Below are 25,942 nucleotides of genomic sequence, written 5' to 3'. Positions count from 1 at the left end.
GCTTTTTGTGGAGAATAATATATATATATCCACTATAGTGGATAAAAAGGGGAGGGGAGATGTTCCATGCATCATGCGGTTCATTTCTTATTAGCAGGGTTGCCTATTTTATTTGCTCTCATTTGTTTAGTGTGGCTTAAAATGCCGGCGCTGCATACTGCTGTTTATTCGTATGGATTGGCATCCGTATTGGCCTATTTTTCTTTTGATGCGCCGGTGCAAAATTTATTGCATTCCTCCGTTCGAGGAATGCTGTTGTCCGTTACGGTCATTTATGTATTAGTATTTGGGCTGTTTTTATACAACTTGCTGAATGAATGCGGAGCGATGAATGCGATGGCTTATGGCTTATCTCGCTTTTGCCGCTCGCAGGCAGAGCAAGGGCTGCTTATTTCTGCCTCTTTAGGACCTTTTCTAGAAGCGGTTAGCGGATTTGGCGTCGCTGTTGTGATCGTTGCCCCATTATATCTTGCGTTCGGATTTTCGGCGAAAAAAACAATGGTATTATCGTTATTAACGCAGTCGGCCGTGCCGTGGGGCGCGCTTGCCATCGGTACGGTCATTAATGCGGAATTGTCTGGAGTTCCTTTGCGTCAGCTGGGGGAGTATAGCGCGCTAGTAAGCATTCCACTTTATGTATTTTATGCGTTTATGGTTGTAGCGGTTAGTGGCGGAAAAAAGTCGGTCAAACAGCATCTCGACTCCATTTTTCTCGTTTCTTTTGTGTTATCGCTTGTTACGTGGGCGACAAGCGTGTACGTATCTACAGAGCTGGCGGGCGTATTGGCAGGCGGTGCCGCAGCTTGTGCGCTCATTATCTATTGGAAAGTAAAGACATTGATCAGCAAAAAGAGGGGAAAGACAGCCGCGGCGCATGTAGTGATTGGAAAGGGGAATTTTTATAAGGCAATGGCACCATATGCCGTTTTAACAATATATATATTTGTTTCCCATTTCTCTGCTGCATGTAGAAGAATAGTTGCGAGTATGCTAGTTATTCAATGGCCAAAATATCATTTTCACTTAGAGCTGTTGTATAGCCCGGGTTTTGCCCTGCTCCTTGCATCGCTGACAGCGATATGGCTATATCGACTGACTGGCGTTCAACTAAAAATTTGTATAGGAAAAACCATCAAACAAGTATATCCTGCCGCAATAGCAACAACGGGTTTTATCGCGATGTCGAGCGTGATGGAGGGAGCGGGAATGACGAATTTCCTGGCTGCCCATATTGCTGCATTAGTAGGCTCGTGGTTTATCATCGCTTCTCCGTTTATCGGCGCAATCGGCGGATTCATGAGCGGCAGCAACAGTGCAGCGAACGCTATGTTTTCCCATTTTCAAAGCACGATGGCCCAGCAATTACATAGTCCTGCACTATTATATGCCACAGCACAAAACGTCTCCGCAGCGAACATGACCATGGCTTCCCCGTCGCGAATTGTCTTAGCGGCCTCTATCACTAGCCAGTCTGGACATGAAGGGCAATTGGTGCGGGACATTCTTCCAATTGCTTTTGCTGTTTTGCTGATCATTACGTCTAGTATTGTTGGGTTAAGTTTTTTTCTTTAACATAAATGTGAAAATAGAGGGAAAGAGCATAAAAAAAGATGCTACGGGCGCTTAGCACCCGTAACATCTTTTTTATCGATAATTGACAAATTGCACATCAATCGGCAAATCAGCTTCGCGAATTGCGGCGATGACCTTTTGCAAGTCGTCTTTGCTTTTGCCGCTGACGCGGATTTGGTCGTCCTGCACTTGGCTTTTCACTTTCAGGCCGGTTTTTTTTATGATCGTGTTGATTTTTTTCGCATTTTCCTTGTCAATGCCTTGCACAAGCTTGGCGCGCTGGCGCACCGTGCCTCCGGAAGCAGGCTCAATTTTGCCGTATTGAATGTTTTTCGTCGGCACGCCCCGCCTAATGAGCTTGCCGATCAGCACGTCTTTAAGCTGTTCCAATTTAAATTCGTCGTCGGAAATAAGAATAAGCTCGTCTTTTTCCAAGGAAATGTCGCTTTTGCTGCCTTTAAAGTCGTAGCGGTTTTTAATTTCTTTCAGCGTGATGTTGATCGCATTGGTAACTTCCGATAAGTCAACTTTCGATACAATATCAAAGGAATTTTCTTTTGACATACATAACCTCCAGCTTTTTCGTTATTTAGTTTCATTATAGTAAAAGGAAACAGCGGAAACAACAGGAAAAGCGGCGTTAGAAGCATTCGAAGAAACAGGAAGATGGGGGAGAGGAGGAGAAAATTCTCCAAAAGCAGAGAGAGCGCGGAAACCGCTCCACTTTTGAGAAACTCATAAAAGCGGAGCGAGCATGGAGACAAAGAGGCGGCACATGCTATACGCTGGCATGGAAGTGCGAAAAATCAAATAACTGCTGTGATTGGCTTAAAGTAGATATTGTTGTTCCGAAATGGAACGTTTTTTTCGATCGGCAAAGATAGAAAAACAGTGATTTACCGTTGTTTTTGTTTTGCAAAAAAGTATAAGAACCAAACTGCGTGATTTTGTTCATCTGCGGCTGCTCGGCGAAACGTCTCTTTTACATATTGATTACTTGTTTCCGATGCAATATCTAGATAAAAATCGACTGTTTTTTGTTCATCTTGTAGAGCAAATTCTAATCCTTCTAAATACGTATCCGGACATTCTTCAATAATTTTTGGTTGCGGTTGTTGCCCAGTTAGATTTGCGTAAATCTGCGCAAATTGCTGAAAATGCCGTATTTCATCTTGTCTAATTTCAAGAATTTGTTTTCTTTCCTTTTCTGCCAGAGCCAAATTAGCTAAATTTGCATAACACTTTATCGCGCTATACTCTCCGTTAATGGCTCTTTCAATGTCATTAACCAATTTTTTGGATTGTCTATACGTCACGTTGTAGTTACTAAAAAAAGGATACATTATATAGCCCCCCCATTTGATCTATGATATTTTACAGAAAAATATGGAATGTGGTGCAAGTCTATATATTTTCAGCCACCTTGTGGAGGGCTTTGGTTATTATAAGTGCCAAGGGAGTTTCGCCACTTCCAGCAAAGCGCAAGCGTGCTATCTCGTGGGACGGGGGAATGGTATGGGAGAAGGATATAACAATCCCCCACCTGCAGGCACGTTGGCCGGTAAGTGGGGGCGGTTTAGTGAATCATGCTTTTGCCATTCTACCCTTTAATCAAAGGAAGTTATTCGCATAGTATAAGTTTACAAATGATCGGTCTTCTTCGAGTACGCAAATTTTCCCGCCTCGCGGTTTTTTTCGCGAAGCATGTTTTTTTCATGGCGTTTTGCGTTGTTGTCGCGCGCTTTTTTATCATTGTCGCTCGTATGTGACATATGGCGTGCACTCCTTATCTACGGTGTACGCCATTAGTATGCGTGGAAAAGAAAAACTTATACTTCAATATGTTTGTTTAGGAAAAAGAGCGCCAATGTTCCCGGTCCGGCGTGAGCGCCGATCGCGCCGCCGATTTCGCAAATAAAGAAACGCGAGCAGCCGTATGTTTTTTCAATAAGCTGCTTTAATTCCAAAGCGGCTTTTTCATCGTCGCCGTGGCTGATGCCGATCACTTGTTTTTGCAAATCGTCGCCGCGTTCACCCATGATTTCGACCATGCGCTTCAACACCTTTTTGCGGCCGCGTAATTTCTCAAGCGGAATGAGTTTGCCGTCTTCGACATGGAGAAGCGGTTTAATGTTCAAAAGGCCGCCAACCATCGCCGACGCTTTGCTGATTCGCCCGCCGCGCGCCAAGTACTCAAGATTATCCACCGTAAAAATATGTTCCATATGATGGCAATAGGAGGCAATCGTCTCGCATAGCAAATTGTAAGGCGTGCCTTTTTCGACCAGCTCTGCTGCTTTTATCACTGCCAGTCCTTGTCCGAGCGAAGCGCATTTGGAATCGATAATCGTCAGCTGAAATTCGGGATATTCCTCAAGCAATTCGCTGCGAATCGCCATCGCGGTTTGATATGTACCCGACAGTTGCGAAGAAAACGCGATATATAGGCAAGGACGGTTTTCTTTCGCATATTGCGTGAACAACTCTTTCATTTTCAGCGGATTTGCTTGCGCGGTTTTTACGATTTGTCCGTTGCGCATCGCGTCATATACTTGTTTTGGTTTGATGTTGATAAAGTCTTCATATTCTTCGCCATTGAAATGGACAAGAAGCGGCAGAAACGCGATATCGTGCTCCTGCAAATAAGCATATGGAAGGTCACAGCCGCTGTCGGTAATAATTTGAATTGACACTGTATCCACCTCTTACAAAATTAAGATAAGAACATATTTTAGTGTAGCGGTGATGAGGAAAAAAGACAATTGTCTGTCATGTAAAAAGGTCGCGGACAAGCGCCGCAACCGTTTATAGAGTGAGTTGATCAAGTTCTTCTTGAAATTGACGCAACTGCGCTTTTTCCGCCGTATTAGAATGCGCGTAGGCCGAAGATAAGGCGTTTTTCGCGATAGCGATGGCGCGGTCTAGGTCCATATCGGCCTGGCCGCTTGCTGCCTGTTTCGCCTGCATCACCGCTTTGCGTGCTTCCTGAAACAATCGGTTTCCCATCGTTATTCGCCCCCGAGCGATGTTTCAAACGCTTTTTCCGCCTTGCGCGCTTCCGCTTCGGCGTATGTCATGTGGTAAGGGATTCGTTCGTCATGTTTTTCTACCGCATCGACGCTCTGCTGGATGAAGCGTTTCGATTTGTTTCGTTTGCCCAAGACGTATTCCCCCTTTGAAAAAGTAAAGACGCGTCGTTGCGTCATGGATAGTGTAACCGGATAAAGGGAATGATAATAAGGCAATTCGTTACAGCTTTAACAGCGATTTTAAGTATACGCCGATGCCGTCTTCTTCATTCGTTGCCGTTACATCATCCGCGATTTGTTTGAGGGGATCAATGGCGTTGCCCATTGCGATGCCATAACCTGCCCATTCGATCATTTCTAAATCGTTATCTTCATCCCCAAAAGCGATGACCCGCTCTTTCGGAATATGAAAATAATCGGCGATCTGCTTGAGGCCAAACGCTTTATGGACGCCGCTGCGGATAATTTCAATCATATGCCAAGGCTCATTCCAGCGCCGGTGATGCAATACGTTTGCATGGACGTCGGATAAGTATGACTGTATTTGGTCAATATGCTGTCGGTCTGTATGGATAAGAATGCTCGTTGGATCGTCTTTTAATGCATAGCGCAAATCGCCGATTTTGATTGTTGGATTGCCAAGGCGAACAATATCTAGCAGCATTTCATCATGTTCATGAAAGTATACGTTGTCTATTACTTCGGCTAAAATATTTTTGATCGAATACGTTTCACTTACTTCGATAATGTCTTTGACGGCTTCAAGCGGAAGCGGGGAATGCCGGACCCCCCATGAACGGTCCGCCGGATGATGGACGAATGCTCCGTTAAAGTTGACAATTGGCGTCGTGAGTCCAAGTTCTTCATAGTACATTTTGCTGGCGCGGTAAGGCCTGCCGGTGGCGATCACGACAAGATGCCCTTCTTCTTTGGCGCGCAAAATCATTTCTTTTGTAAACGGGGAAATCGTTTTGTCATCTTTTAATAACGTACCGTCTAAATCTAATGCAATTAAATGTCGCTCCATAATGACTCCTTTACTTTTTTGTTTTTTTAAAGTATAAACGATCCTCTGCTTTTTATCATCTGTAAAATATAGTGTAACTTTTTTTCAGAATTTTTGTCTATATGTTACACTATTAGAAAAAAGAAGGAGTTTCGGTGATGATGGTTCTTATTGAAAAAGAAATGGTTGCCCAAGTGCCTGTGCTGCATGTCGTAAGAAAGGAAAAGAAAGAGGAACGATTGCCGTTCATTTTGTTTATTCATGGATTTACAAGCGCGAAAGAGCATAATTTGCATTTTGCGTATTTGCTTGCCGAAGCAGGATACCGCGTCGTGTTACCAGATGCGCTTTATCATGGGGAACGCGGAACGTCTTTATCCGGGCGTGAGTTGCAGCTGATGTTTTGGCATGTCGTCCAACAGACAATTGCGGAAGTGAAATTGATAAAAAAAGAGATGGAGCAGCGTCGCTTGATTGACCCAGACCGAGTCGGGATTGCTGGTACATCGATGGGGGGAATCGCCACATTCGGTTCGCTTGCTGTGTATCCATGGATTAAAGCGGCTGTTTCTCTGATGGGATGCCCCGCTTATGAAATGTTTTTCGACGAATTAGTCAGAACAGCGAAGAAAATGGGGGTTGTTATTCCGCTGTCAGACGAGCAATTGAAACGGGAAAAAGCAAAGTTAGTGAAATACGATCTTTCCAAACAGCCGGAGAAATTAGCGGGCCGCCCGCTCCTTATTTGGCACAGCCAGTGCGACCAAGTGGTGCCTTATGCTTATACATATGAGTTTTATGAACAAATAAAGCCGCTTTATCAAGGAAAGGAAAAAAGTCTGAAGTTTATTTCCGATGCCACGGCGGGGCATAAAGTGACAAGGGAAGCGCTTTTGGAGACGGTAAAGTGGTTTACGACACATGTGTAGAAAAAGCGGCTATGCTAGGCAAAGCATAGCCGTTGCGCATTGTCGGACGAAAGCGGATGAAAAAGAGAACGGCATGTTTTTATGAAAAATGCCCTAATTGCCGCAGCGCTTCTTCACTCATCCGTTCCGGCGTCCAAGGCGGGTTCCATGTAATTTGCACTTGTACATCGCGGATTCCGTCGATATGTTCCAGCGCCCGTTTCACACCGCCGACGATCGAGTCGTGAAGCGGACATCCCGGCGTCGTAAGCGTCATTAAAATATATATGTTGCCATCGTTAATTTGCAAATCATAAATTAATCCTAAATCAACGATATTGATCCCTAATTCAGGGTCAATCACCGTTCGCAGTTGCTCAAGTACTAATTCGCGAATATCCATCGCCATAGCCCCCTTATTATTTCCATAAAACAGAAATCATTGTACTCGCAAAGAAAAGAGAAAATAATGTCATGGCGCTTTGGGCAGCGTAAAAGAGCGGCAGGCTGGAAACCGTTAGCGCTATGACCACTCCGACGAGACTAACGGTAAATAATATGCATTGGACGATCGTCCATTTTTCATTGATCATTTGCTTCAGCGTCGGCACATTTTCTTGTCCGATTTTTTTGCTGTAGCGGTGTGTCCACCATAAAAACGGGACGATTTTATATAGATAGCCGATAATGCTGAACATAATCCATCCGAACACATAAGCGTAAATGACGATCGCCATGCCGTGATTGTTGCCGGAAAGCGGCAAGAGGAATGCCGCCGTGTGCAAGATTAAGGCAATGCCGATCGCCAGTAAAGCGAATTGAAACGGCCGGTCCAGTTTTTTCTTTACCCGTTTCTGCAGGATCGTCCATATATGGTAAGCAAATAAGGCAAATCCGGTCAATAAAAGGCCGGCACCAGCGGCAAATGGGCCGCGCCCATCCTGGAAAAAGCTGATGAAGGTGACGATCAGTCCCGTTACATAGAAGACATATACATATCGAGCCAGCTTCATCGAAAATCCGTGCGAGAGAGAGAACATTGGCACCATTTTATACGAAAATCCCATAATCAGCAGGGAAAACCAGCCACACATCCCAAATAAAATGTGTGTTTTCAGGATGAAAAGGTGATCGGCCGCTTCGCTGCCGCTCCAAAAATGAAGGGCAAGCGTCAGTCCAAACAGGATGGTCAATAGTAAAAACGCAAGCGCGGAACCGACGAACAATGTCATGATATTTTTTTTCGCCTGTTTCCGCAGCGTCATCCCCATTTGGAAAAGGAAAAGAATAATGCCTAGTACAAGCAGTACCCCCGGGAACAATGCCACATGGGCATAAAATGCCAAGCTCATGGAAAATGCGATGATTCCGGCTGCTGTGATAAAAAACTGCACAAATCCTAGCTGCTCGCTCCAAATCGGCGTCAAAAACGCGACTGGGACGAGCTGGTACATTGCTCCCATCGCGATCATTAAGGCAAAGCCGAGCACTGCCAAATGAGCTGCCGCCCAGATGCTCGGCAGGCGAAACACGCCGCTTGCTGCCGCGGGTCCGGCGGCAAGCAATATCGCCTGTGCCGCAACAAAAGCAACGACGCCAAACACGATAAATAAAAGAGGAAGGCGAATATTTGTTTCATATGCTGTGTTTGTTGGAATCATGCTCGTCATCCTTTTGTAATCGTAATTTGGAAGCTGCCGTCTTCCCGCTCGATGGTTTCGTGTTTATAGCCGAGTTCATCAAGCTGTTCGTATAAAAACATCGGGCGGCGGTCGTTAATAATCGTCAATGTTTCTCCAGGCTGGAGTTTCGAAAGCGCGGTTAATGTCCGCATCATCGGCTGCGGCGGCTCTAGTCCGCGATTATCAAGAATCATCATTCTCACCCCTGTTTGACGAACGTAACCTTCCAATGTTTTTTCTCGATCTGTTCCGTTTCATACGTAAAGCCTTTTGCCTTCATAATCGGAAACAGCGGGATCGGTTTAAATGGCGCATGCAAAATAAAGATGTCTCCGGGCTGCAGCGGCTTAACGGCATTCATAATTTTTTCAAACGGTTCGATTTTCTTTTGTAAATCCTCACGGACATCCAACTCTACGATCGTTCCCACCATCATCCCTCCTTTACTGCTATGATAGTAATTTTCATTTTCATATGTTGTGATTTGCGTCACATTGGTTAGAAAAAGATTTCTTTTTCTAATTCTTCTTTATCAATAAGGTAAAATCCATCTTCATTAATATCGATCAATCCTTTTCGTTTTAATTGACTGAGCGTTCGGCTTACTGTTTCCCGCGAGGTGCCGATCATATTGGCAAGCTCTCGATTCGTCACATGCGCAGTCAAACGGTAAAGCTTTCCTTGACGCACTGCATTTGTTTTCGTTAAGCGCAGCAGAAGCATAATAATTTGTTCATACGTGTTATGGAGAATTTGTTCTTCCAAGCGATTTTGCAAGTCAACGATTTTTTCGCCCATGACGCGAAATAATTTAATGCATAACTCTGGATAGCAAATTAACGTTTGTTCGAAGTCCGCGATTGGAATCGCAATTAACGTCGCTTCGTCAATGACTTCCGCGTGCGCAGGATACGTACCTTTTAAGAAAAAACCGGTATGCGGAAACATTTCACCTGTCTGCAAAATCGAAACAATTTGTTCTTTTCCGCTCATATCGGTTTTATAAATTTTTACCGTTCCGGAATGGATGAAATAGACGCGTTCTAACGGATCTACTTGCATAAAAACAAATGTCCGCGGTTTATAGACGCGTACATGGGAAATCGATACGAGTGATTCCAGTTCATGATCGGATAACTCGCGAAAAAGCGGAACATTTTTTAGTCTCTCTTTCATCCAACCATTTGTCATTATTCCATCTCCTTACATAAATTTTGCGAAAATGTGTCTTTCAACAAGTGGAGTTCCTTTTGACAAGGATAAAGAAACTGTAAGGCTTTCCGTTATTTCTATACTACCATTTTATGAGTTTCTTCATATGCGAGCTGTGACATAAATCATAGTATGCGTTTGTCATGACTCACATTTTTTTTATTTTTGCAGCGTTACAATGAGGATGAATCAAAGATAGGAGGTTGAGGATAGATGGAAGTAAACCCATCAGTCCGTCCGTCTTTACGTCCCGAACGGCGGACACAAAATAGTTTCCTTAAATCAATATTAATTTTTACGATTTTAATCAGTTTTACCGTCCTGCTTGTCGGCGGATATTGGATTTTTAAAGAAATGGCGCCGCGGCCGAAAGAAGTGCGGAGCGAAAGCGGCAAAGTGTTGATGACAAAAGAAACGATTATCGGCGGACAGGCAGTATTTCAAAAGTATGGCTTGATGGATTACGGTACCGTACTTGGGCACGGATCTTACATGGGTCCGGATTATACGGCAGAGGCGTTGAAGATTTACACGGAAGGAATGCAAGAGTATAAAGCAAAAGAACTTTATAATAAACCATTCTCGCAACTATCCAAAGATGAAAAAACGATCATTCGTGATAAAGTAATTAAAGAAATGCGGAAAAATCGCTACAATCCGGTTACGGATGTGCTCGTGTTAACAGACGCGCAAGTGTATGGACTGGAAAAAGTCCGCGATTATTATCGCGATGTATTCACCAACGGTGACGGCTGGGGATTGAAAAAAGGGTTAATTAAAGAATCAGACATGCCAAAAGCACATCGCGCCTGGGTAGCGGACAGCGACCAAATTCAGCAAATCGCCGACTTCTTCTTCTGGACAGCTTGGTTATCAAGCACTCCAAGAATTGGGGACCACATTACGTATACAAACAACTGGCCATATTATGAAGATGCAGGGAATACGATGTCGTTTTCCGCCATGTGGTGGAGCGGAGCAAGCGTGACCATCTTAATTTTATTCGTCGGGATTATTTTGTTCTTCTTCTACCGCTATCAATTAAGCATGCAGGAAGCATATAAAGAAGGGCAATTCCCGGTTATCGATTTGCGTAAGCAGCCTTTGACTTCTTCGCAAGTGAAATCAGGAAAATACTTTGCGATTGTTGCTGTGCTGTTTTTCGTTCAATCGATGTTTGGTGCGCTGCTTGCCCATTATTATGTAGAGCCAGACAGCTTTTTCGGCATCAAATGGATTCATGATTTATTGCCGTTTAACATTGCGAAAGGCTACCATTTACAGTTAGCGATTTTCTGGATTGCGACATCATGGCTGGGCATGGGGATTTTTATCGCGCCGCTTGTCGGCGGACATGAGCCGAAAAAACAAGGGCTTCTCGTTGATATTTTGTTCTGGGCCCTCGTTGTTCTTGTCGGCGGCAGCATGGTCGGCCAATGGCTCGGTGTGAACGGATATTTAGGAAACAGCTGGTTCTTGCTTGGCCATCAAGGATGGGAGTACATTGAGCTTGGCCGCATTTGGCAAATCATCTTGGTAGTGGGCATGCTCATTTGGCTGTTTATCGTCTTTCGCGGCATTAAGAGCGGCTTAAAACGGGAGAGCGATAAAGGCGGATTAATTCACTTATTGTTCTACTCGGCGATTGCGGTGCCGTTCTTTTACATCTTTGCGTTCTTTATGAAACCGGACACAAACTTTACGATGGCCGATTACTGGCGCTGGTGGATTATCCACTTGTGGGTGGAAGGAATTTTTGAAGTGTTTGCGGTTGTTGTAATCGGCTTTTTGTTGGTGCAAATGAAACTTGTCACAAAAAGCTCTACAGTAAGAGCGTTATATTTCCAATTTACGATCTTGCTTGGCAGCGGGGTCATTGGAATTGGCCACCACTATTATTACAACGGTTCGGCGGAAATATGGATTGCGCTTGGTGCCGTCTTCTCGGCGCTCGAAGTCATTCCGCTTACATTGCTTATTTTAGAAGCATATGAGCAATACAAAATGATGCGCGACGGCGGCGTCAACTTCCCTTATAAGTCGACGTTCTGGTTTTTGATTTCTACAGCGATTTGGAACCTAGTCGGCGCCGGTGTGCTTGGATTCCTCATCAATTTGCCAGCCGTAAGTTATTTCGAACACGGGCAATTTTTAACGCCGGCTCACGGCCATGGGGCGATGATGGGAGTATACGGCATGTTCGCCATTGCGGTGTTGCTGTATTCGCTGCGCAATATCGTCAAGCCGGAAGCATGGAACGATAAATGGTTAAAATTCGCATGCTGGATGCTCAATATCGGGCTTGCAGGGATGATTGCAGTGACGCTATTGCCAATCGGTATTCTGCAAATAAAAGAAGCGTTTGAACATGGCTATTGGGCATCGCGTTCTCCAGCGTTTTTACAACAGGATCTTGTACAAACCTTGCTTACGATCCGTGCTGTTCCAGATACGATTTTCTTAATTGGTGTCATTGTGATGATGGTGTTCAGCGTCAAATCGCTATTCCATTTGCGCAAACCGACACACGGTGAGGAAGAAGCGCTTCCGGTGGTCGATTTAACCAAAGAAGAATAAATAAAAAAGAATCACAGCACAAATCGCTGTGATTCTTTTTATCTTCGTATGATAGCGCTTTCTATCTTGTTCATTATTAACTGCTCTTCGCTTCTTCTTTTTCTTCGTAACATTGAAAACAATACAACGTTTCTTTTTCATCGCTAATGATGCCGTTTAAAAACCCATGCAAACAATGTATCGGTTTGCCGCACTGCGAACAAAAGCCAACAAGCTCTTCCAACATCATTTCTCCTTTCATAAACGATTGAAAATTATCATTCGTAAGTTGTGATGTTCATCACTACGACAAACGACAAAAGCGATTATGATGTGTATATAATTCATTATACTATAAAGGAGGCAACAATTATGAGTCAATTTGCTGCAAAAATTCATGCGCCTGATTATGAACCGCGCGAAAGACATCCTGTGATCTTTCGTTTATTCGATAGCCTGAAGCCAGGTGAAGTGATGGAATTAACAAACGATCATGATCCGCGTCCGCTGCATTATCAGTTTATGATGGAACGTCCAGATCAATTTACTTGGGAGTACTTAGAAGAAGGACCGGAAATTTGGAGAGTTGCCATCGGCAAAAAATAAATCAGATTTTTAGAAAAGATTCCCAGAAAATTATGGGAATCTTTTCTTTTCGTTGCCTTCATGATACAGTGAAACAGAGAGTTGGAGAAAGGGGATAGACGGTGAAAAGAATGACAGGGGTTGTTCTTGCAGGGGGTCAGTCGCGGCGTTTTGGCAGCCCGAAAGCGTTTGCCAAGTTTAAAGGAAAATATTTTTTTGAAATTGCTGTAGAAACATTACGCACAGTGGCAGAGGATATTTATATTGTTAGCCATCCTTCACTGTTGGACTGTTTCCGGCAAAAAACGGCGGAAAAAGTGATCATGGACGATGAACGGTATCGTGGGCAAGGGCCGCTGGCGGGAATCTATACGGTTATGAAAAAAAGCGAAGCGGAATGGATATTTGTGCTTCCGTGCGATATGCCGTATATGCGGCGGGAAGTTGCGGAAAAACTTGCTAAATATGCGAACGAGAAGTTTGATGCGATTATATGCGCGCATTTCGGTCGAATTCAGCCGTTAGTTGGCATGTATCATCGACGGACATTCGAGCAAATCGAAAAGCTGCTGCAAGCAAAGGATAACAGAATGAAGTCGTTGCTTGATCGTTGTCATGTTCGCTATGTGACGGAGCAAGATTTTTGGGAAAATGAGATCGTATTTCGCAATGTAAATAAACCGAATGAGTTTGACGATATGGTGACATAAACGGCTTTGTGATTTATGTCACATGTGTGTCTTTCCCTCCGCGGTACAATGAAAACAAGGAGGGGGAATATAGTGAGGGACTTTAACAAAAATCCGTTTATTGTGATTTGGGAATTAACAAGGGCATGCCAGTTAAAATGTCTTCATTGCCGGGCCGAGGCGCAATACCATCGCGATCCGCGCGAATTGACATTTGAAGAAGGGAAAAAGTTAATTGATGATATATATGAGATGGATCAGCCGCTTCTCGTGTTTACCGGCGGGGATCCGCTCATGCGTCCGGATGTATATGATCTTGCGAAATATGCGATTGACAAAGGCCTTCATGTTTCAATGACGCCGAGCGCGACACCGAACGTGACAAAAGAAGCAATTCGAAAAGCGAAGGAAGTTGGCCTTTCCCGCTGGGCATTCAGTTTGGACGGGCCAAACGCGGAAATTCATGACCATTTCCGAGGAACGCCTGGTTCCTTTGATTTAACGATCAAAGCGATTGAATATTTGCATGAGCTTGATATCCCGGTGCAAATTAACACCGTTATTTCCCGTTACAATGTTCATGCCCTTGATGAAATGGCAGAGTTGGTTGAAAAACTAAAATGTGTGCTTTGGAGCGTCTTTTTCCTTGTACCGACCGGGCGGGGAAAAGAATCGGACATGATTTCCCCGGCAGAGCATGAAAAAGTGTTTCGCTGGCTTTATGAAACGAGCAAGCGTGTCCCGTTTGACATAAAAACAACGGCAGGACAGCATTACCGCCGTGTTGTTTTGCAAGCGAAAATGCGGGAAAATCAAATAGCCAGCGACGGAATCCGCTATGAAGACGTGCTGGCCAAAGGGCTGACCGGTCAAGTCGACGGTCTTGGCCGTGCGCCAAAAGGAGTCAACGACGGCAACGGATTTGTTTTTATTTCTCATATTGGCGATGTCTACCCGAGCGGACTGCTTCCGGTAAAAGCCGGAAACGTCCGGGAAACGCCGCTCGCGGAAATTTACCGGAATTCGCCGATTTTCCAAGACTTGCGCAACCCTGATAAATATAAAGGAAAATGCGGCGTATGCGAATTCCGCTACGTTTGCGGCGGCTCGCGCTCGCGGGCGTATGCTGTTACCGGCGATTACTTAGAAAGTGAACCGTATTGCGTATACATTCCAAAAGCATTGCGGCAAAAAGGCAAGCGTTTATCTTAATCACCATGTTCACTGGCTCTCTTTTATGGGAGCCAGTTTTTTATTTACGCGTTCACAGAAATGGTTTTCTAGGCATGTTGATAAATAAACAGGAAATGATAAAGATGGAAATCCACTTTTTACAATTATGTGACACTACCAAAAAATGTGATGAAATTCACAAACATTCTTTTTTCATTTCCGTATGATGGACACAAAAGCAGATAAATTTAATTATATGGCTGTGATCAAAAAGGAGGATTTTCGTAATGAATAAGCAAAAAGCACTTTTACCGATCACAACGTTGGCGATGACGTTTGCGTTTGCCGTATGGGCTGTATTCTCTCCGTTGGCGAATACATTCCAAGAAATGTACGGACTAACATCGACACAAAAAAGCATTTTAGTTGCGATTCCGGTATTGCTTGGTTCTGTCATGCGCATTCCGCTTGGAATTTGGACGGATCGAATTGGCGGTAGACGATTGTTTTCGCTGCTGCTATTGTTTTTGATTATTCCGCTAATTGGAGCGGGTTTTGCTAATTCGTATGCCATGTTAATGTTTTGGGCGTTCTTTATCGGAATGGCAGGTACGTCGTTTGCCATTTCTGTTACGTTCGTATCGCGTTTAACACCGCCAGAAAAACAAGGAACAGCGCTCGGCATTAACGCGATGGGCAATATTGGAACGGCAGTGGCAAGTTTCTCTGTTCCTTCGATCGCGGCGACATTTGGAGTACAGTGGGCGTTTTGGGGAATGATTATCCCAGTTGTCGTCATGCTCCTCCTTGTTTGGTTCTTTACTCCGGATATGCCAAAGCCTAAGCAGCAAAAAACGATGCTTGATTCGTTATCTGTGTTGAAATATAAACATACATGGACTTTATCGCTCTTTTATTTCGTTACATTCGGAGCATTCGTCGCATTCGGCATTTATTTGCCATCGCTGCTCATTGATTTATATGGTTTAACTCCGGTTGATGCCGGGCTTCGCGCTGCTGGTTTCACTGTTATTGCGACACTCGCAAGACCAATTGGCGGAAACCTTGGTGATAAAATCGGCGCCGAACGGGTATTGAATTTCGTTTATGCCGGAATTACGATTGGAGCGCTTGCCATTGCATTTGGAATGGAAAATATCATCGTGATGACAGCGGCATGTTTGTTTATCGCAATTATGGCTGGATTAGGAAACGGTGCTGTCTTTAAGCTTGTCCCGCAGCTGTTCCCGGCGGAAACAGGTGCCGTCACCGGTATCGTTGGCGCGTGGGGCGGGCTTGGCGGCTTTTTCCCACCGATTTTAATGGGGATGGTGAAAGACATCACGGGCTCTTATGCGCTTGGATTTATTCTCCTCAGCTTGTTTGCCCTTATGTGTTTCCTGCTTAATCGCACGGTTTTCGGCAAAAAAGTGGGCAAACTGTCAAATCCATATATATCGTAATGGTGATGAAACAGCGGGTCGTTTCAAGCGATCCGCTTTTTTGCTTATATGGAGCTAAATGTTTTCTCCTCTTCTTAAGTACAACGTATACCGTTCAATCCATCATTTTCCTTGCCAAAATGATTTCTACTGTTAATATATAACATTGCTCACTAGTTCACAAACTATTCAAACATCGGTCATGATACGTGATAAGAATCACTGGGGGGAACGAATGCATTCGGTACTCTGAAAGTGTAATAAACAATAAAATACGGAGGGAGAAAAAATGGGGAGTAAGTGTTATACGCTTATGTCGATCGCCGCGGCTATTTCTCTTTTAGCTGCCTGTGGAAATGCTAGGGAAGGAGAGAAAGGAACTGCCAAGGAAACGGTGAAGATAGAAAGCCATCACGCAAGTTCGGGTGTCATTGCTGCACACGAAGGTCTTAACCAAAAACCGGTTCCGTTGAAAATGGAACGCATCGGTCCGCATGATGTTAACATCGAGATGACTGCCCAAGTAACGGACATTGAAATCGATAAAGGAAAAATCTATAAAGCATGGACGTTCAACGGGCAAGCACCTGGACCGCTCATTGTCGTTAATGAAGGAGATACGCTCCATTTTACGTTAAAAAATATGGACCCAGCGATGCCCCATAGCATGGATTTCCACGCTGTCCACGCTTCGCCGTCGAAAGATTTTGCCGACGTCATGCCGAATAAATCGGGAACGTTTACGTACCCAGCGAATAACCCGGGCGTATTTATGTACCATTGCGGCACGAAGCCGGTGCTCGCCCACATCGCCAATGGCATGCACGGCATGATTATCGTCAAACCGAAAAACGGCTATCCGACTGATAAAGAAGTGGACCGCGAATTTGTATTAATCCAAAACGAGTGGTACAAATATAATGACATAGATGATTTCCAAAACGGGGTACCAAGCTATGTTGTTTTTTCGACAAAAGCGTTAAAAGCAGGCGATCGAAATACGAACGGAGATACGTTTACGCTAAAAGAGAAGCCGCTCGTTGCCAAAGCTGGCGAAAAAGTCAGAATTTATATCGAAAATGTTGGACCGAACGAAGTCAGCTCGTTCCACGTCGTTGGAACCGTTTTGGATGATGTCTATATCGACGGTAATCCAAACAACCATCTAAAAGGCTTGCAGACCGTGATGATTCCGGCGAGCGGAGGCGCAGTCGTTGAGTTTACCGTCACACGTCCAGGCAGCTACCCGATCGTCACCCACCAATTCAACCACGCGCAAAAAGGCGCGGTAGCGATATTAAAAGTAACGGAAACAGGTGAAGATGACGGCACAGAAACAAGCGGGCATTGATCATTGTTCTGCCAAACAAAGAAATGACATGCCGTCCACCAAAATTCCCTCCTTACTATATATAAAACGTAAGTGATGTGCATCATAAGTATAGTTTTAGATGGACAAAGGAGAGAAATCACTCTCCTTTTTTATTTTTTTGCATAATACTAGAAAATTATAGGAAAAATATGTGAATAAAAGGCACTGTATTAGGAAAAAGAGGTGACGAAATGGGCGGTCCATCCTTGCGAAAATTAGAGGCGCATCGTTCCATTCATAACGGCGCATTTATCGAGGCGAAACATCTGACGGAGCTGCTTGAGAAGCTATATAACGATGGACGAGAGGAGCATCTTGGCGAGGTTGCCGATGCGCTTGTGGAACATTGGGAAAAGAGAGTCATTGCCCATGCGCAGGCGGAAGAAGAAGGATTTTATCAGGAAAAAGTAGAGGAAGACAATAGCTTGTTCGAAAAAGTGGCGATGTTAAAGCGTGACCATGATTTAATGAGATATTTGATTGAAGAAGTGAAACAATTATTAGCGCAACGAATCGACAAAGAGGTACTCACCCGATTTCATGCGCTTTTGCATATTAACCGTAGGCATAGTGCCGACGAAGAAAAATTTTTATTTTAGCTAATAAAGCAAAGGAAGGAGCTTCATGCTGACATGAACAAGAAACCTTCACCGCTGTTACGAAAGCTAAAGTATTTTGGCAAATCCGAAAAAACCGCTGGCCATGCCGAGGTATCGCCGTATGGCCGCGATTCGGAAAAAGTGTACCGCCGTCGTTGGCAGCATGACAAAGTAGTTCGTACAACCCATGGAGTGAATTGTACCGGTTCCTGCAGCTGGAGAGTGCATGTGAAAGACGGAATTATTGCTTGGGAAACACAACAAACGGACTATCCGACAACAGGTCCGGATATGCCGGAATATGAACCTCGAGGCTGCCCAAGAGGAGCAAGTTTTTCTTGGTATACATATAGCCCACTAAGAGTTCGCTATCCATATGTGCGCGGACCGCTTTTAAAGCTATGGAGGGAAGCGTTAAAGCAAGAAGGCGACCCTGTTTCTGCATGGAAATCGATCGTGGAAGACCCTAAAAAGACAAAACGGTATAAAAGCGCACGCGGGAAAGGAGGATTTATCCGCGCGAATTGGGATGAAGTCAATACGCTGATTGCCGCTTCCCTGATTTACACCATTCAAAAGTACGGTCCGGACCGCATTTTCGGCTTTTCTCCTATCCCAGCGATGTCGATGGTGAGTTATGCAGCCGGTGCGAGATTTTTGAATTTAATCGGCGGGGCGATGCTTAGTTTTTATGATTGGTATGCCGACCTTCCGCCTGCTTCCCCGCAAATATGGGGAGAACAGACGGATGTTCCCGAGAGCTCCGATTGGTTTAACTCTAGCTATATGATTGTATGGGGATCGAACTTGCCGCAGACGCGTACTCCGGATGCCCATTTTTATGTAGAGGCGCGCTACCGGGGAACGAAAGTTGTCGCTGTGAGCCCAGATTATGCGGAGTTTGTCAAATTTGCCGACAACTGGCTTCCTATTCATCCAGGAATGGACGGGGCGCTGGCGATGGCCATGACGCACGTTATTTTAAAAGAATTTTATGTCGATCGGCAAACGGATTACTTTATAAATTATGTAAAAAGATATACGGATTTGCCGTTTTTAGTCACGCTTAAAAAACATGGAGATCATTATGCGGCAGACCGCTTTTTACGGGCAAGCGATATCGGCATGCCGCTTCGTTACGCGGAATGGAAAACGGTCGTATGGGATGAAAAGTCGCAGACCTTTTCCGTGCCAAACGGAACGATTGGACATCGGTGGGAAAATAACAGGAAGTGGAATTTGCAGCTCAACGACATGGACAATAAACGAATCGGCATCGCCCCGGCATTAACGTTTTTAGGAAAAGAAGATGATATTGTTACGATTAAGATTCCGCATTTTGAAGTAGAGAAAAAGATGGTGCTGGAACGCGGCGTTCCTGTAAAAGCAATCAAGAAAAACGGAAATACGCTGTATGTAACGACCGTTTTCGATTTATTGCTGGCCAAAACTGGTGTTTCCCGCGGGCTGCCAGGTGATTATCCTGTCGATTATAATGATCCGAAACCGTATACGCCGGCATGGCAGGAAGCGATTACTGGCATTGATCGAAACACGGCGGCGCAAATCGCGCGCGAATTTGCGCAAAACGCGATCGATTCGAAAGGTCGTTCGATGATTGTCATGGGCTCAGGCATCAACCATTGGTATCATTCCGATGCTATCTACCGTGCGATTTTAAACCTTGTTTTGTTAACGGGTTCGCAAGGAGTAAATGGTGGAGGATGGGCGCATTATGTCGGACAGGAAAAAGTACGGCCGCTGGAAGGCTGGCAGACGATTGCGATGGCGCGCGACTGGGGAGGACCGCCGCGTCTGCAAAACGGAACATCGTTTTTCTATTTTGTAACGGAGCAGTGGAAATACGAAGATCAAAAGATGGACGAGCATATTTCCCCATTGTTTGATCAGCCGCGTTATCAGCATGGCGGCGACTATAACTATTTAGCGGCTCGTTTAGGATGGCTTCCGTCTTACCCGCAATTTAACACAAACAGCATCACGTTAGTGGAAAAGGCGAACGCAAAGACAAACGAAGAAGCGATTCAATATGTGGTCAATGAAATCAAACAAGGGAAATTAACGTTTGCAATCGAAAATCCGTCCGATCCGATCAACTTTCCGAGAGTGATGTTTGTCTGGCGCGCCAATTTGATCGGCAGCTCGGCAAAAGGCCATGAATATTTTTTAAAACATTTGTTAGGGACACATCACGCGAATTTAAGCGGACAAAACGATGAGCTAAAGACGAGCGAAATCGTTTGGGATGAGGATGCACCCGAAGGAAAGCTCGATTTAATGGTAAACATCGATTTTCGCATGAACGGAACAGGGCTGTATTCTGATATCGTCCTCCCGGCAGCCACATGGTATGAAAAATACGATATCAGCAGCACCGATATGCATCCGTTTGTGCATCCGTTTAATCCAGCGATTGCCCCGCCGTGGGAAGCAAAATCGGATTGGGATTTCTTTAAAGGACTAGCGAAAACATTTTCGGAAATGGCGAAACACTATTTTTCTGCGCCAGTCAAAGATGTCGTGGCAACGCCGCTTTTGCATGATACACGAGATGAAATTGCCCAGCCGTTTGGAATCGTGAACGATTGGAAAGACGGAGCGAGCGACCCGGTTCCGGGGGTGAATTTTCCGCATCTTCACATCGTGGAAAGGGATTATGCTGAAGTGTACAACAAATTTGTGGCACTCGGCCCGGCGGTTCGGGAACAAATCGGAGCAAAAGGGCTCAGCTGGGACGCCAAAGAAGAATACAAATGGCTGCTTGATACGGCTGGTTCTTCCTCGCTGACAGAGCCGTATAAAGATTGCCCAAGCTTGTTGACCGACCGTGACGCAGCGGAGGCGATATTGGCGTTATCGAGCGCGACAAACGGTTCGCTGGCTCTGAAAGCTTGGGGAGAGATGGAAAGAAAGACGATGCAAAAGCTAAAAGATTTAGTGGAAGAACGAGCGGAAGAGCACATTACGTTCCAAGCGATTACATCACAGCCGCGTCAAGTGTTGACGACTCCTGTATTTAGCGGGAGCGAAACAGGAAACCGGCGGTACTCCCCGTTTACGACCAATGTCGAGCGGCTCATTCCATGGCGGACGTTAACGGGAAGGCAACATTTTTACCTTGACCATGAGTTAATGCTGGAGTTTGGAGAGGAATTACCGACGTTTAAAGCACCATTGCGAAAACTGGCTTTCTATGAACGGGACCATCGTCCGAAGGTGAGCGGCAAAGAAATTGCGCTCCGCTATTTAACGCCGCACTATAAATGGTCGTACCATAGCACTTACTGGGATACGCTGCCGATGTTAACGATGTTTCGCGGCGGGCCGCATGTATGGATGAATAAAGACGACGCAGAGGAAGCAGGCATTGCCGATAACGATTGGATTGAAATGTATAACCGCAACGGCGTTGTCGTCGCACGGGCGGTTGTCAGCCACCGGCTGCCGCGCGGAGTAGCGTTTATGTATCACGTGCAAGACCGTTATATTAATGTTCCGGGCTCGCCAATCAGCAAACTTCGCGGCGGAACGTTTAACAGCCCGACGCGAATTCATGTAAAACCGACACAAATGATCGGCGGTTATGCGCAATTAAGCTATGGCTTCAATTATTATGGTCCAACGGGAAACCAACGGGATGAACAAGTCATCATTCGCAAACTTAAAAAAGAGGAAGTGAACTGGCTTGAGGATTAGGGCACAATTTGGGATGGTGATGAATTTAGATAAATGCATCGGCTGCCATACATGCAGCATTACATGCAATAATACGTGGACGAATCGTCCCGGAGCGGAGTACATGTGGTGGAACAACGTAGAAACAAAACCGGGAATCGGTTACCCGAAAGAGTGGGAGAATCAAGATTTACGTAAAGGCGGATGGGTGCTCAAAGACGGGAAGCTCGAGCTGCGTGCCGGCGGCCGGGTGAATAAACTGCTAAATATTTTCTATAATCCGGACATGACCCCGATTGACGATTATTATGAGCCTTGGACATATGACTATGAAAATTTAATTAACAGCCCGGAAAAACAACATCAGCCTGTTGCCAGACCAAAATCGCAGCTGACAGGTGAATATATGGAAATTACGTGGGGGCCGAACTGGGAAGACGACTTGGCGGGAGTATATGAAACAGGAAAACGCGATCCGAACATAAAAGGCATTGAAGAGAAAGTAAAGTTCGAATTTGAGCAAACGTTTATGATGTATTTGCCGCGTATTTGCGAGCATTGCTTAAATCCGCCTTGTGTTTCCTCCTGTCCATCGGGCGCCATTTATAAACGGGATGAAGACGGCATTGTGCTCGTCGATCATGATGCGTGCCGAAGCTGGCGTTTTTGTATGACGGGATGCCCGTATAAAAAAGTGTATTTTAATTGGAAAACACATAAAGCGGAAAAATGTACATTTTGTTTTCCACGCATTGAGACCGGTCAGCCGACGATCTGTTCAGAAACATGCGTCGGGCGGCTCCGCTATATCGGCATTGTTTTTTATGACCTAGATAAAGTGGAGGCTGCTGCTTCGGTTAAGGATGAAAAAGATTTATATCAAGCCCACTTAGATGTATTTCTTAATCCGTATGATCCGGAAGTGATCAAAGCGGCGCGTGAAGCAGGATATACCGATGATTGGATTGAAGCGGCACAACGCTCCCCGGTTTACAAATTGGCGGTGGAACAAAAAATTGCGCTTCCGCTTCATCCTGAGTATCGCACATTGCCAATGGTTTGGTATATTCCGCCGCTAAGCCCAATCATGGGAGCATTTGACGGCGGATTGGACGACATTAATGCTCACGTCATTTTTCCAGCGATTGATCAAATGCGCATTCCGATTGAATATTTGGCGAACTTGCTTGCAGCAGGAGATACGGAAGTGATTCGCGCGGTGTTGAAAAAAATGGTGGCGATGCGAAGTTATATGCGCGCCGTGAACTTGGGGAAAGAACCGGATAAGAGCATATTAGATAAAGTGGGAATGGATGAACATACGGTGAAAGAAATGTACAAGCTTTCCGCTGTTGCGAAATATTCCGACCGCTATGTGATTCCATCTTCGCATCGCGAGAAGGCAGACAATATGTTTTACGGACAAGGAGCAGTCGGTTATGAATTTATGGAATCTTGTTCCGGCTGTTCGGGATATGACGCGGAAAACTTTCATCAATTTTATTGGAGTGATATCGATGGAAGAGCACCGGAAAATTTTTAAAATCGCTTCGATTTTGCTGCAGTACCCGGAACAAGAGTGGATCGGTGATGAACAATTATTCCATGAAATTTCTTCGCTAAGCAATGAAAGCGTCGGGAAACTGTTTATGCAGTTTCTGGACTATTTAACGACAAACGAAATAGAGACGTTATGCGAAATATATGTGAATACGTTTGATTTTAGCGATAAAACCACAATGTATTTAACTTATCATCTATTTGGCGATCAGAAAGAGCGCGGCCAAGCCTTTTTAAAACTAAAAGAAGAGTTTCGCAACGCCGGTTTCGATCTATTGGATGAGGAGCTGCCAGACTATTTGCCAGTCGTTTTAGAATTTGCGTCTGTCGCTCCCGAAGAGCATGCAAAGAGGATGCTTCTTATTCATAAAACAACCATTGATAAAATTGCAGAGGAACTAAAATTAGCGAATAATCCGTATTATCTTGTCATGAATGGTTGTGTAACAGGAATCGTTGCATTTTTAGAGGAGAAAAAAGCTTCTTAAAAATACGAACATGAATGGAGGACGCCCGATGAGTTTACTTGATCAATTTCTTTGGGTAATTTATCCGTATCTCATGCTTACGTTATTTGTCGTTGGTCATATTTACCGTTATAATACAGATCAATTTGGCTGGTCGGCAAAATCAAGTGAGTTTCTTGAAAGCAGACGGCTGCGATGGGGAAGTATTCTTTTTCATTGGGGAATTATATTTGTTTTTTTCGGTCACGTAGCTGGGATACTGGTGCCAAAACCATTTTATGAAACAATCGGAATTACGGATGAGATGTATCACTTCGGGGCGGTTTGGTTCGGCGGCGCAGCTGGGGTCGCGACGGTCATCGGCGTTCTGTTGATGCTATGGCGGAGGTTAAGCGTTCGTCGTATTTTCCGCAACAGCAGCAAAAGTGATTTCCTTGCATTGTTTCTGTTAACCATCGTCATTTTAACGGGATTTACCAATACAGTAGGATATACCGCTACGGGAGGAACGTTTGATTATCGCGATACGATTGGCCCATGGTTCCGAGGCATTTTAACGTTTCGGCCGCTGCCCCAACTGGTAAGCGATGCCCCGTTAGGATTCCAAATTCATATTATTACCGCCTTATTGCTGTTTGGCATCTGGCCGTTTACCCGTCTTGTCCATGTTTGGAGCGTTCCGCTGACGTATTTAAATAGACATTATGTTGTATATCGCCGCATGCGTGCAAAGAAGATTTAAAAACACCCCTCCTTTTCCATTCGAAAAGGAGGGGTGTTTTTATTCAATGCAACAAATATCCACCGGACAGTTTTCGCATTGAATTTCCTGCTTTAAATAGTCGAGGTCGTGGATCGTAATTTTTCCTTTTTTAATGGAAAGAACGCCTTGCTGCTTTAACGCGTTTAGCATGCGGTTGACGCTTTCGCGGGTGGTGCCGCAAAAGTTGGCCAAATCTTGGTTTTTCAGCGTTAAGTCGATGAGGATGCTTCCGTTATCCAGCTTGACGCCATAGCTGTTGCACATGCGGATAAGCGTGGAATACAGCGCTCCTTTTTTGCCATGCATAATTAAATCGCGAAATTTTGTTTGCGTCCGCCGCGCGTGCATGCTAACCCACTGCATATATTCATAGGTAAGCGCAGGGTTGGTTAAGAGCTGCTGCTCTAAATCATCTTTTTTAATGGCTGCTACTTCGCCATCTTCGATCACTTTTGCTGTTAATAAATAGCGAGGTTCTGCTGTAAACAATGTTAGCTCGCCGATAATTTCTCCAGGGCCGCAAATGCGAAAACACATCTCTTTTCCGTCGGCGCCAATTTTACTTATTTGCACTTTGCCTGAAAGAATAAGATATAGTTCAGCTGCGTCCATCCCTTCTTGGAATAAAAACGTTCCTTTCCGCATTTTGACTGTATGCTTCGCGGAACGGACCAATTCCCGCAAATGCGCAAAACGGTCGTGGTTGTCTAATGTTTTGACTGCAACCATATTCTCACCTCGGTAGTTTGCCGTTATTTCTATTGTAGGAAATGGCGGGTCAATATTGTTGTGATAAAAATCACATTTTGCTATATTTGTGATGATTGTCACAATGATGTCACAAGTATTTTCTAAAACTGTTTTCACGTTTATTATGATACAATGTGAGTAACGTCACAACATTTGTCTTATTTTTTTTGTATAGTGAATAAAAATGAGCGATATGGAAAGAGGTTTTTTGGGATGACAGAGTTTTGGTCACCGGTTTGGCTGTCGATAAAAGTGGCATTCGTTTCCGAAGTCATCGTCTTCTTTTTTGGGATTGTTATCGCGAAATGGATGGCGCGCCGCCGGTTTAGAGGAAAAATCGTGATCGAAACGTTGCTGATGCTGCCGCTTGTGCTTCCGCCATCGGTCGTTGGCTTCTTGTTAATTATTCTGTTTGGAAAAAACAGCGTGATCGGAAAGGGAATTGAAGCTTTGTTTCACGCGCCGATTATGTTTACATGGTACGCGGCGGTCATCGCCTCTAGCGTCGTTTCTTTCCCGCTCATGTACCAATCAGCAAAGGCGGGATTGGAAGCAATCGATGAAATGATTGAGGGAGCGGCGCGCATCGATGGGGCAAATGAATATCAAGTTTTTTGGCATATATCGATTCCGCTTGCGAAAAGAGCGCTTATTTCCGGGGCGGTTTTGGCTTTTGCCCGAAGTCTTGGCGAATTCGGCGCTACATTGATGTTCGCCGGAAATATCCCTGGGAAGACACAAACGATTCCGACAGCAATTTACATAGCAATTGAATCGGGGGAAATGAATTTGGCATGGGCGTGGGTTGCGGTGACAATGGTGTTGTCATTTTTCTTATTATTATGTGCGACAAGCTTTAAGTCTAATTGAAAGGAGAAAGC

Annotated in this window: 28 protein-coding genes; 14 read left to right on the top strand and 14 right to left on the bottom strand. The window is 44.8% G+C overall.

The annotated features are described in order from the left end of the window. The first annotated feature begins 66 nt into the window (after positions 1-66). Positions 67-1,572: an L-lactate permease gene (locus MWM02_RS15170; RefSeq protein WP_244402355.1), complete on the top strand. Its 1,506-nt coding sequence runs from the start codon at positions 67-69 to the stop codon at positions 1,570-1,572. A gap of 72 nt (positions 1,573-1,644) precedes the next feature. Here the strand turns inward: MWM02_RS15170 and MWM02_RS15165 are convergent, their stop codons facing one another. The 7 genes from MWM02_RS15165 to MWM02_RS15135 form a co-directional block, all read right to left on the bottom strand. After that, a complete protein-coding gene (locus tag MWM02_RS15165; RefSeq protein ID WP_244402354.1) occupies positions 1,645-2,136 on the bottom strand; it encodes a YajQ family cyclic di-GMP-binding protein in 492 nt (163 codons plus the stop codon). A 332-nt stretch (positions 2,137-2,468) separates the two neighbouring features. Then, a complete protein-coding gene (locus tag MWM02_RS15160; protein WP_244402353.1) occupies positions 2,469-2,915 on the bottom strand; it encodes a ferritin-like domain-containing protein in 447 nt (148 codons plus the stop codon). A gap of 297 nt (positions 2,916-3,212) precedes the next feature. Next, positions 3,213-3,344: a DUF3941 domain-containing protein gene (locus tag MWM02_RS15155; protein WP_090948330.1), complete on the bottom strand. Its 132-nt coding sequence runs from the start codon at positions 3,342-3,344 to the stop codon at positions 3,213-3,215. Positions 3,345-3,401: 57 nt separating this feature from the next. Further along, complete coding sequence (locus MWM02_RS15150) at positions 3,402-4,265, bottom strand: DegV family protein (RefSeq protein WP_244402352.1); 864 nt, start codon at positions 4,263-4,265, stop codon at positions 3,402-3,404. A 112-nt stretch (positions 4,266-4,377) separates the two neighbouring features. After that, entirely contained in the window at positions 4,378-4,578 is a 201-nt protein-coding gene (locus MWM02_RS15145) for a DUF3813 domain-containing protein (protein ID WP_064552502.1), read from the bottom strand. Positions 4,579-4,580: 2 nt separating this feature from the next. After that, positions 4,581-4,733 carry a hypothetical protein gene (locus MWM02_RS15140; RefSeq protein ID WP_198401602.1) on the bottom strand — a complete coding sequence of 51 codons (153 nt, stop codon included), beginning with the start codon at positions 4,731-4,733 and terminating at the stop codon, positions 4,581-4,583. Between the two features lie 88 nt (positions 4,734-4,821). Continuing rightward, positions 4,822-5,628, bottom strand: coding sequence for a Cof-type HAD-IIB family hydrolase (locus tag MWM02_RS15135; RefSeq protein WP_064552501.1), 807 nt, complete (start codon positions 5,626-5,628; stop codon positions 4,822-4,824). Positions 5,629-5,768: 140 nt separating this feature from the next. On the opposite strand from MWM02_RS15135, the gene MWM02_RS15130 reads away from it, so the two are divergent. After that, a complete protein-coding gene (locus tag MWM02_RS15130; protein WP_244403635.1) occupies positions 5,769-6,536 on the top strand; it encodes an alpha/beta fold hydrolase in 768 nt (255 codons plus the stop codon). Positions 6,537-6,615: 79 nt separating this feature from the next. On the opposite strand, the gene MWM02_RS15125 is transcribed toward MWM02_RS15130, so the two are convergent. The 5 genes from MWM02_RS15125 to MWM02_RS15105 all read right to left on the bottom strand — a co-directional run bounded on the left by MWM02_RS15125 (position 6,616) and on the right by MWM02_RS15105 (position 9,388). Then, positions 6,616-6,918 (bottom strand): metal-sulfur cluster assembly factor, encoded by a 303-nt coding sequence (locus MWM02_RS15125; protein WP_064552500.1) that lies wholly within the window; start codon positions 6,916-6,918, stop codon positions 6,616-6,618. 16 nt (positions 6,919-6,934) lie between these two features. Next, positions 6,935-8,176 carry a hypothetical protein gene (locus MWM02_RS15120; RefSeq protein WP_244402351.1) on the bottom strand — a complete coding sequence of 414 codons (1,242 nt, stop codon included), beginning with the start codon at positions 8,174-8,176 and terminating at the stop codon, positions 6,935-6,937. Positions 8,177-8,181: 5 nt separating this feature from the next. Next, a complete protein-coding gene (locus MWM02_RS15115) occupies positions 8,182-8,391 on the bottom strand; it encodes a DUF2249 domain-containing protein (protein WP_064552498.1) in 210 nt (69 codons plus the stop codon). Between the two features lie 5 nt (positions 8,392-8,396). After that, on the bottom strand, positions 8,397-8,630 hold the full coding sequence (locus tag MWM02_RS15110; RefSeq protein WP_033313901.1) for a DUF2249 domain-containing protein: 234 nt from the start codon (positions 8,628-8,630) through the stop codon (positions 8,397-8,399). A 65-nt stretch (positions 8,631-8,695) separates the two neighbouring features. Then, a complete protein-coding gene (locus MWM02_RS15105; RefSeq protein WP_244402350.1) occupies positions 8,696-9,388 on the bottom strand; it encodes a Crp/Fnr family transcriptional regulator in 693 nt (230 codons plus the stop codon). Between the two features lie 234 nt (positions 9,389-9,622). On the opposite strand from MWM02_RS15105, the gene MWM02_RS15100 reads away from it, so the two are divergent. Then, on the top strand, positions 9,623-11,986 hold the full coding sequence (locus MWM02_RS15100) for a nitric-oxide reductase large subunit (protein WP_244402349.1): 2,364 nt from the start codon (positions 9,623-9,625) through the stop codon (positions 11,984-11,986). A 76-nt stretch (positions 11,987-12,062) separates the two neighbouring features. Here MWM02_RS15100 and MWM02_RS15095 read toward each other — a convergent pair whose 3' ends face one another. Next, a complete protein-coding gene (locus MWM02_RS15095) occupies positions 12,063-12,209 on the bottom strand; it encodes a hypothetical protein (RefSeq protein ID WP_244402348.1) in 147 nt (48 codons plus the stop codon). A gap of 128 nt (positions 12,210-12,337) precedes the next feature. On the opposite strand from MWM02_RS15095, the gene MWM02_RS15090 reads away from it, so the two are divergent. The 10 genes from MWM02_RS15090 (at position 12,338) to narI (ending at position 24,290) form a co-directional block, all read left to right on the top strand. Further along, positions 12,338-12,571 (top strand): DUF2249 domain-containing protein, encoded by a 234-nt coding sequence (locus MWM02_RS15090; RefSeq protein ID WP_064552495.1) that lies wholly within the window; start codon positions 12,338-12,340, stop codon positions 12,569-12,571. Positions 12,572-12,672: 101 nt separating this feature from the next. Then, positions 12,673-13,260 carry a molybdenum cofactor guanylyltransferase gene (locus MWM02_RS15085; RefSeq protein ID WP_244402347.1) on the top strand — a complete coding sequence of 196 codons (588 nt, stop codon included), beginning with the start codon at positions 12,673-12,675 and terminating at the stop codon, positions 13,258-13,260. 72 nt (positions 13,261-13,332) lie between these two features. Then, on the top strand, positions 13,333-14,451 hold the full coding sequence (locus MWM02_RS15080) for a TIGR04053 family radical SAM/SPASM domain-containing protein (RefSeq protein ID WP_244402346.1): 1,119 nt from the start codon (positions 13,333-13,335) through the stop codon (positions 14,449-14,451). A 248-nt stretch (positions 14,452-14,699) separates the two neighbouring features. After that, complete coding sequence (locus MWM02_RS15075) at positions 14,700-15,875, top strand: MFS transporter (protein ID WP_244402345.1); 1,176 nt, start codon at positions 14,700-14,702, stop codon at positions 15,873-15,875. 268 nt (positions 15,876-16,143) lie between these two features. Further along, positions 16,144-17,205 carry a multicopper oxidase domain-containing protein gene (locus MWM02_RS15070; RefSeq protein ID WP_244402344.1) on the top strand — a complete coding sequence of 354 codons (1,062 nt, stop codon included), beginning with the start codon at positions 16,144-16,146 and terminating at the stop codon, positions 17,203-17,205. A 212-nt stretch (positions 17,206-17,417) separates the two neighbouring features. Then, positions 17,418-17,825 (top strand): hemerythrin domain-containing protein, encoded by a 408-nt coding sequence (locus MWM02_RS15065; RefSeq protein ID WP_244402343.1) that lies wholly within the window; start codon positions 17,418-17,420, stop codon positions 17,823-17,825. Positions 17,826-17,858: 33 nt separating this feature from the next. Beyond that, positions 17,859-21,542 (top strand): nitrate reductase subunit alpha, encoded by a 3,684-nt coding sequence (locus MWM02_RS15060; protein WP_244402342.1) that lies wholly within the window; start codon positions 17,859-17,861, stop codon positions 21,540-21,542. Beyond that, on the top strand, positions 21,532-23,064 hold the full coding sequence (narH, locus tag MWM02_RS15055) for a nitrate reductase subunit beta (protein ID WP_244402341.1): 1,533 nt from the start codon (positions 21,532-21,534) through the stop codon (positions 23,062-23,064). The genes MWM02_RS15060 and narH overlap by 11 nt, the downstream gene beginning before the upstream one ends. Beyond that, positions 23,039-23,569, top strand: a complete 531-nt coding sequence (gene narJ / locus MWM02_RS15050) for a nitrate reductase molybdenum cofactor assembly chaperone (RefSeq protein WP_244402340.1) — start codon at positions 23,039-23,041, stop codon at positions 23,567-23,569. Before narH ends, narJ begins: the two co-directional genes overlap by 26 nt. A gap of 28 nt (positions 23,570-23,597) precedes the next feature. Then, positions 23,598-24,290, top strand: coding sequence for a respiratory nitrate reductase subunit gamma (gene narI / locus MWM02_RS15045; RefSeq protein WP_244402339.1), 693 nt, complete (start codon positions 23,598-23,600; stop codon positions 24,288-24,290). 39 nt (positions 24,291-24,329) lie between these two features. Here the strand turns inward: narI and MWM02_RS15040 are convergent, their stop codons facing one another. Then, positions 24,330-25,040, bottom strand: coding sequence for a Crp/Fnr family transcriptional regulator (locus tag MWM02_RS15040; protein WP_244402338.1), 711 nt, complete (start codon positions 25,038-25,040; stop codon positions 24,330-24,332). 234 nt (positions 25,041-25,274) lie between these two features. On the opposite strand from MWM02_RS15040, the gene modB reads away from it, so the two are divergent. Next, on the top strand, positions 25,275-25,931 hold the full coding sequence (gene modB / locus MWM02_RS15035) for a molybdate ABC transporter permease subunit (RefSeq protein WP_064552490.1): 657 nt from the start codon (positions 25,275-25,277) through the stop codon (positions 25,929-25,931). Positions 25,932-25,942: the final 11 nt, after the last annotated feature.

This window comes from Parageobacillus sp. KH3-4 (genome assembly GCF_022846435.1).
In the GTDB taxonomy this organism is placed as follows: Bacteria; Bacillota; Bacilli; order Bacillales; family Anoxybacillaceae; genus Parageobacillus; species Parageobacillus thermoglucosidasius_A.
This window is presented reverse-complemented; position numbering and strand designations above follow the sequence as displayed.

What these genes read in the sequence shown, in the direction of transcription:
- MWM02_RS15170 (WP_244402355.1), top strand. Translation starts at nt 67, where the DNA reads ATGCATCATGCGGTTCATTTCTTATTAGCAGGGTTGCCTATTTTATTT.
- MWM02_RS15165 (WP_244402354.1), bottom strand. Translation starts at nt 2,136, where the DNA reads ATGTCAAAAGAAAATTCCTTTGATATTGTATCGAAAGTTGACTTATCG.
- MWM02_RS15160 (WP_244402353.1), bottom strand. Translation starts at nt 2,915, where the DNA reads ATGTATCCTTTTTTTAGTAACTACAACGTGACGTATAGACAATCCAAA.
- MWM02_RS15155 (WP_090948330.1), bottom strand. Translation starts at nt 3,344, where the DNA reads ATGTCACATACGAGCGACAATGATAAAAAAGCGCGCGACAACAACGCA.
- MWM02_RS15145 (WP_064552502.1), bottom strand. Translation starts at nt 4,578, where the DNA reads ATGGGAAACCGATTGTTTCAGGAAGCACGCAAAGCGGTGATGCAGGCG.
- MWM02_RS15135 (WP_064552501.1), bottom strand. Translation starts at nt 5,628, where the DNA reads ATGGAGCGACATTTAATTGCATTAGATTTAGACGGTACGTTATTAAAA.
- MWM02_RS15130 (WP_244403635.1), top strand. Translation starts at nt 5,769, where the DNA reads ATGGTTCTTATTGAAAAAGAAATGGTTGCCCAAGTGCCTGTGCTGCAT.
- MWM02_RS15125 (WP_064552500.1), bottom strand. Translation starts at nt 6,918, where the DNA reads ATGGATATTCGCGAATTAGTACTTGAGCAACTGCGAACGGTGATTGAC.
- MWM02_RS15120 (WP_244402351.1), bottom strand. Translation starts at nt 8,176, where the DNA reads ATGATTCCAACAAACACAGCATATGAAACAAATATTCGCCTTCCTCTT.
- MWM02_RS15115 (WP_064552498.1), bottom strand. Translation starts at nt 8,391, where the DNA reads ATGATTCTTGATAATCGCGGACTAGAGCCGCCGCAGCCGATGATGCGG.
- MWM02_RS15110 (WP_033313901.1), bottom strand. Translation starts at nt 8,630, where the DNA reads ATGGTGGGAACGATCGTAGAGTTGGATGTCCGTGAGGATTTACAAAAG.
- MWM02_RS15105 (WP_244402350.1), bottom strand. Translation starts at nt 9,388, where the DNA reads ATGACAAATGGTTGGATGAAAGAGAGACTAAAAAATGTTCCGCTTTTT.
- MWM02_RS15100 (WP_244402349.1), top strand. Translation starts at nt 9,623, where the DNA reads ATGGAAGTAAACCCATCAGTCCGTCCGTCTTTACGTCCCGAACGGCGG.
- MWM02_RS15090 (WP_064552495.1), top strand. Translation starts at nt 12,338, where the DNA reads ATGAGTCAATTTGCTGCAAAAATTCATGCGCCTGATTATGAACCGCGC.
- MWM02_RS15075 (WP_244402345.1), top strand. Translation starts at nt 14,700, where the DNA reads ATGAATAAGCAAAAAGCACTTTTACCGATCACAACGTTGGCGATGACG.
- MWM02_RS15070 (WP_244402344.1), top strand. Translation starts at nt 16,144, where the DNA reads ATGGGGAGTAAGTGTTATACGCTTATGTCGATCGCCGCGGCTATTTCT.
- MWM02_RS15065 (WP_244402343.1), top strand. Translation starts at nt 17,418, where the DNA reads ATGGGCGGTCCATCCTTGCGAAAATTAGAGGCGCATCGTTCCATTCAT.
- MWM02_RS15060 (WP_244402342.1), top strand. Translation starts at nt 17,859, where the DNA reads ATGAACAAGAAACCTTCACCGCTGTTACGAAAGCTAAAGTATTTTGGC.
- narJ (WP_244402340.1), top strand. Translation starts at nt 23,039, where the DNA reads ATGGAAGAGCACCGGAAAATTTTTAAAATCGCTTCGATTTTGCTGCAG.
- narI (WP_244402339.1), top strand. Translation starts at nt 23,598, where the DNA reads ATGAGTTTACTTGATCAATTTCTTTGGGTAATTTATCCGTATCTCATG.
- MWM02_RS15040 (WP_244402338.1), bottom strand. Translation starts at nt 25,040, where the DNA reads ATGGTTGCAGTCAAAACATTAGACAACCACGACCGTTTTGCGCATTTG.
- modB (WP_064552490.1), top strand. Translation starts at nt 25,275, where the DNA reads ATGACAGAGTTTTGGTCACCGGTTTGGCTGTCGATAAAAGTGGCATTC.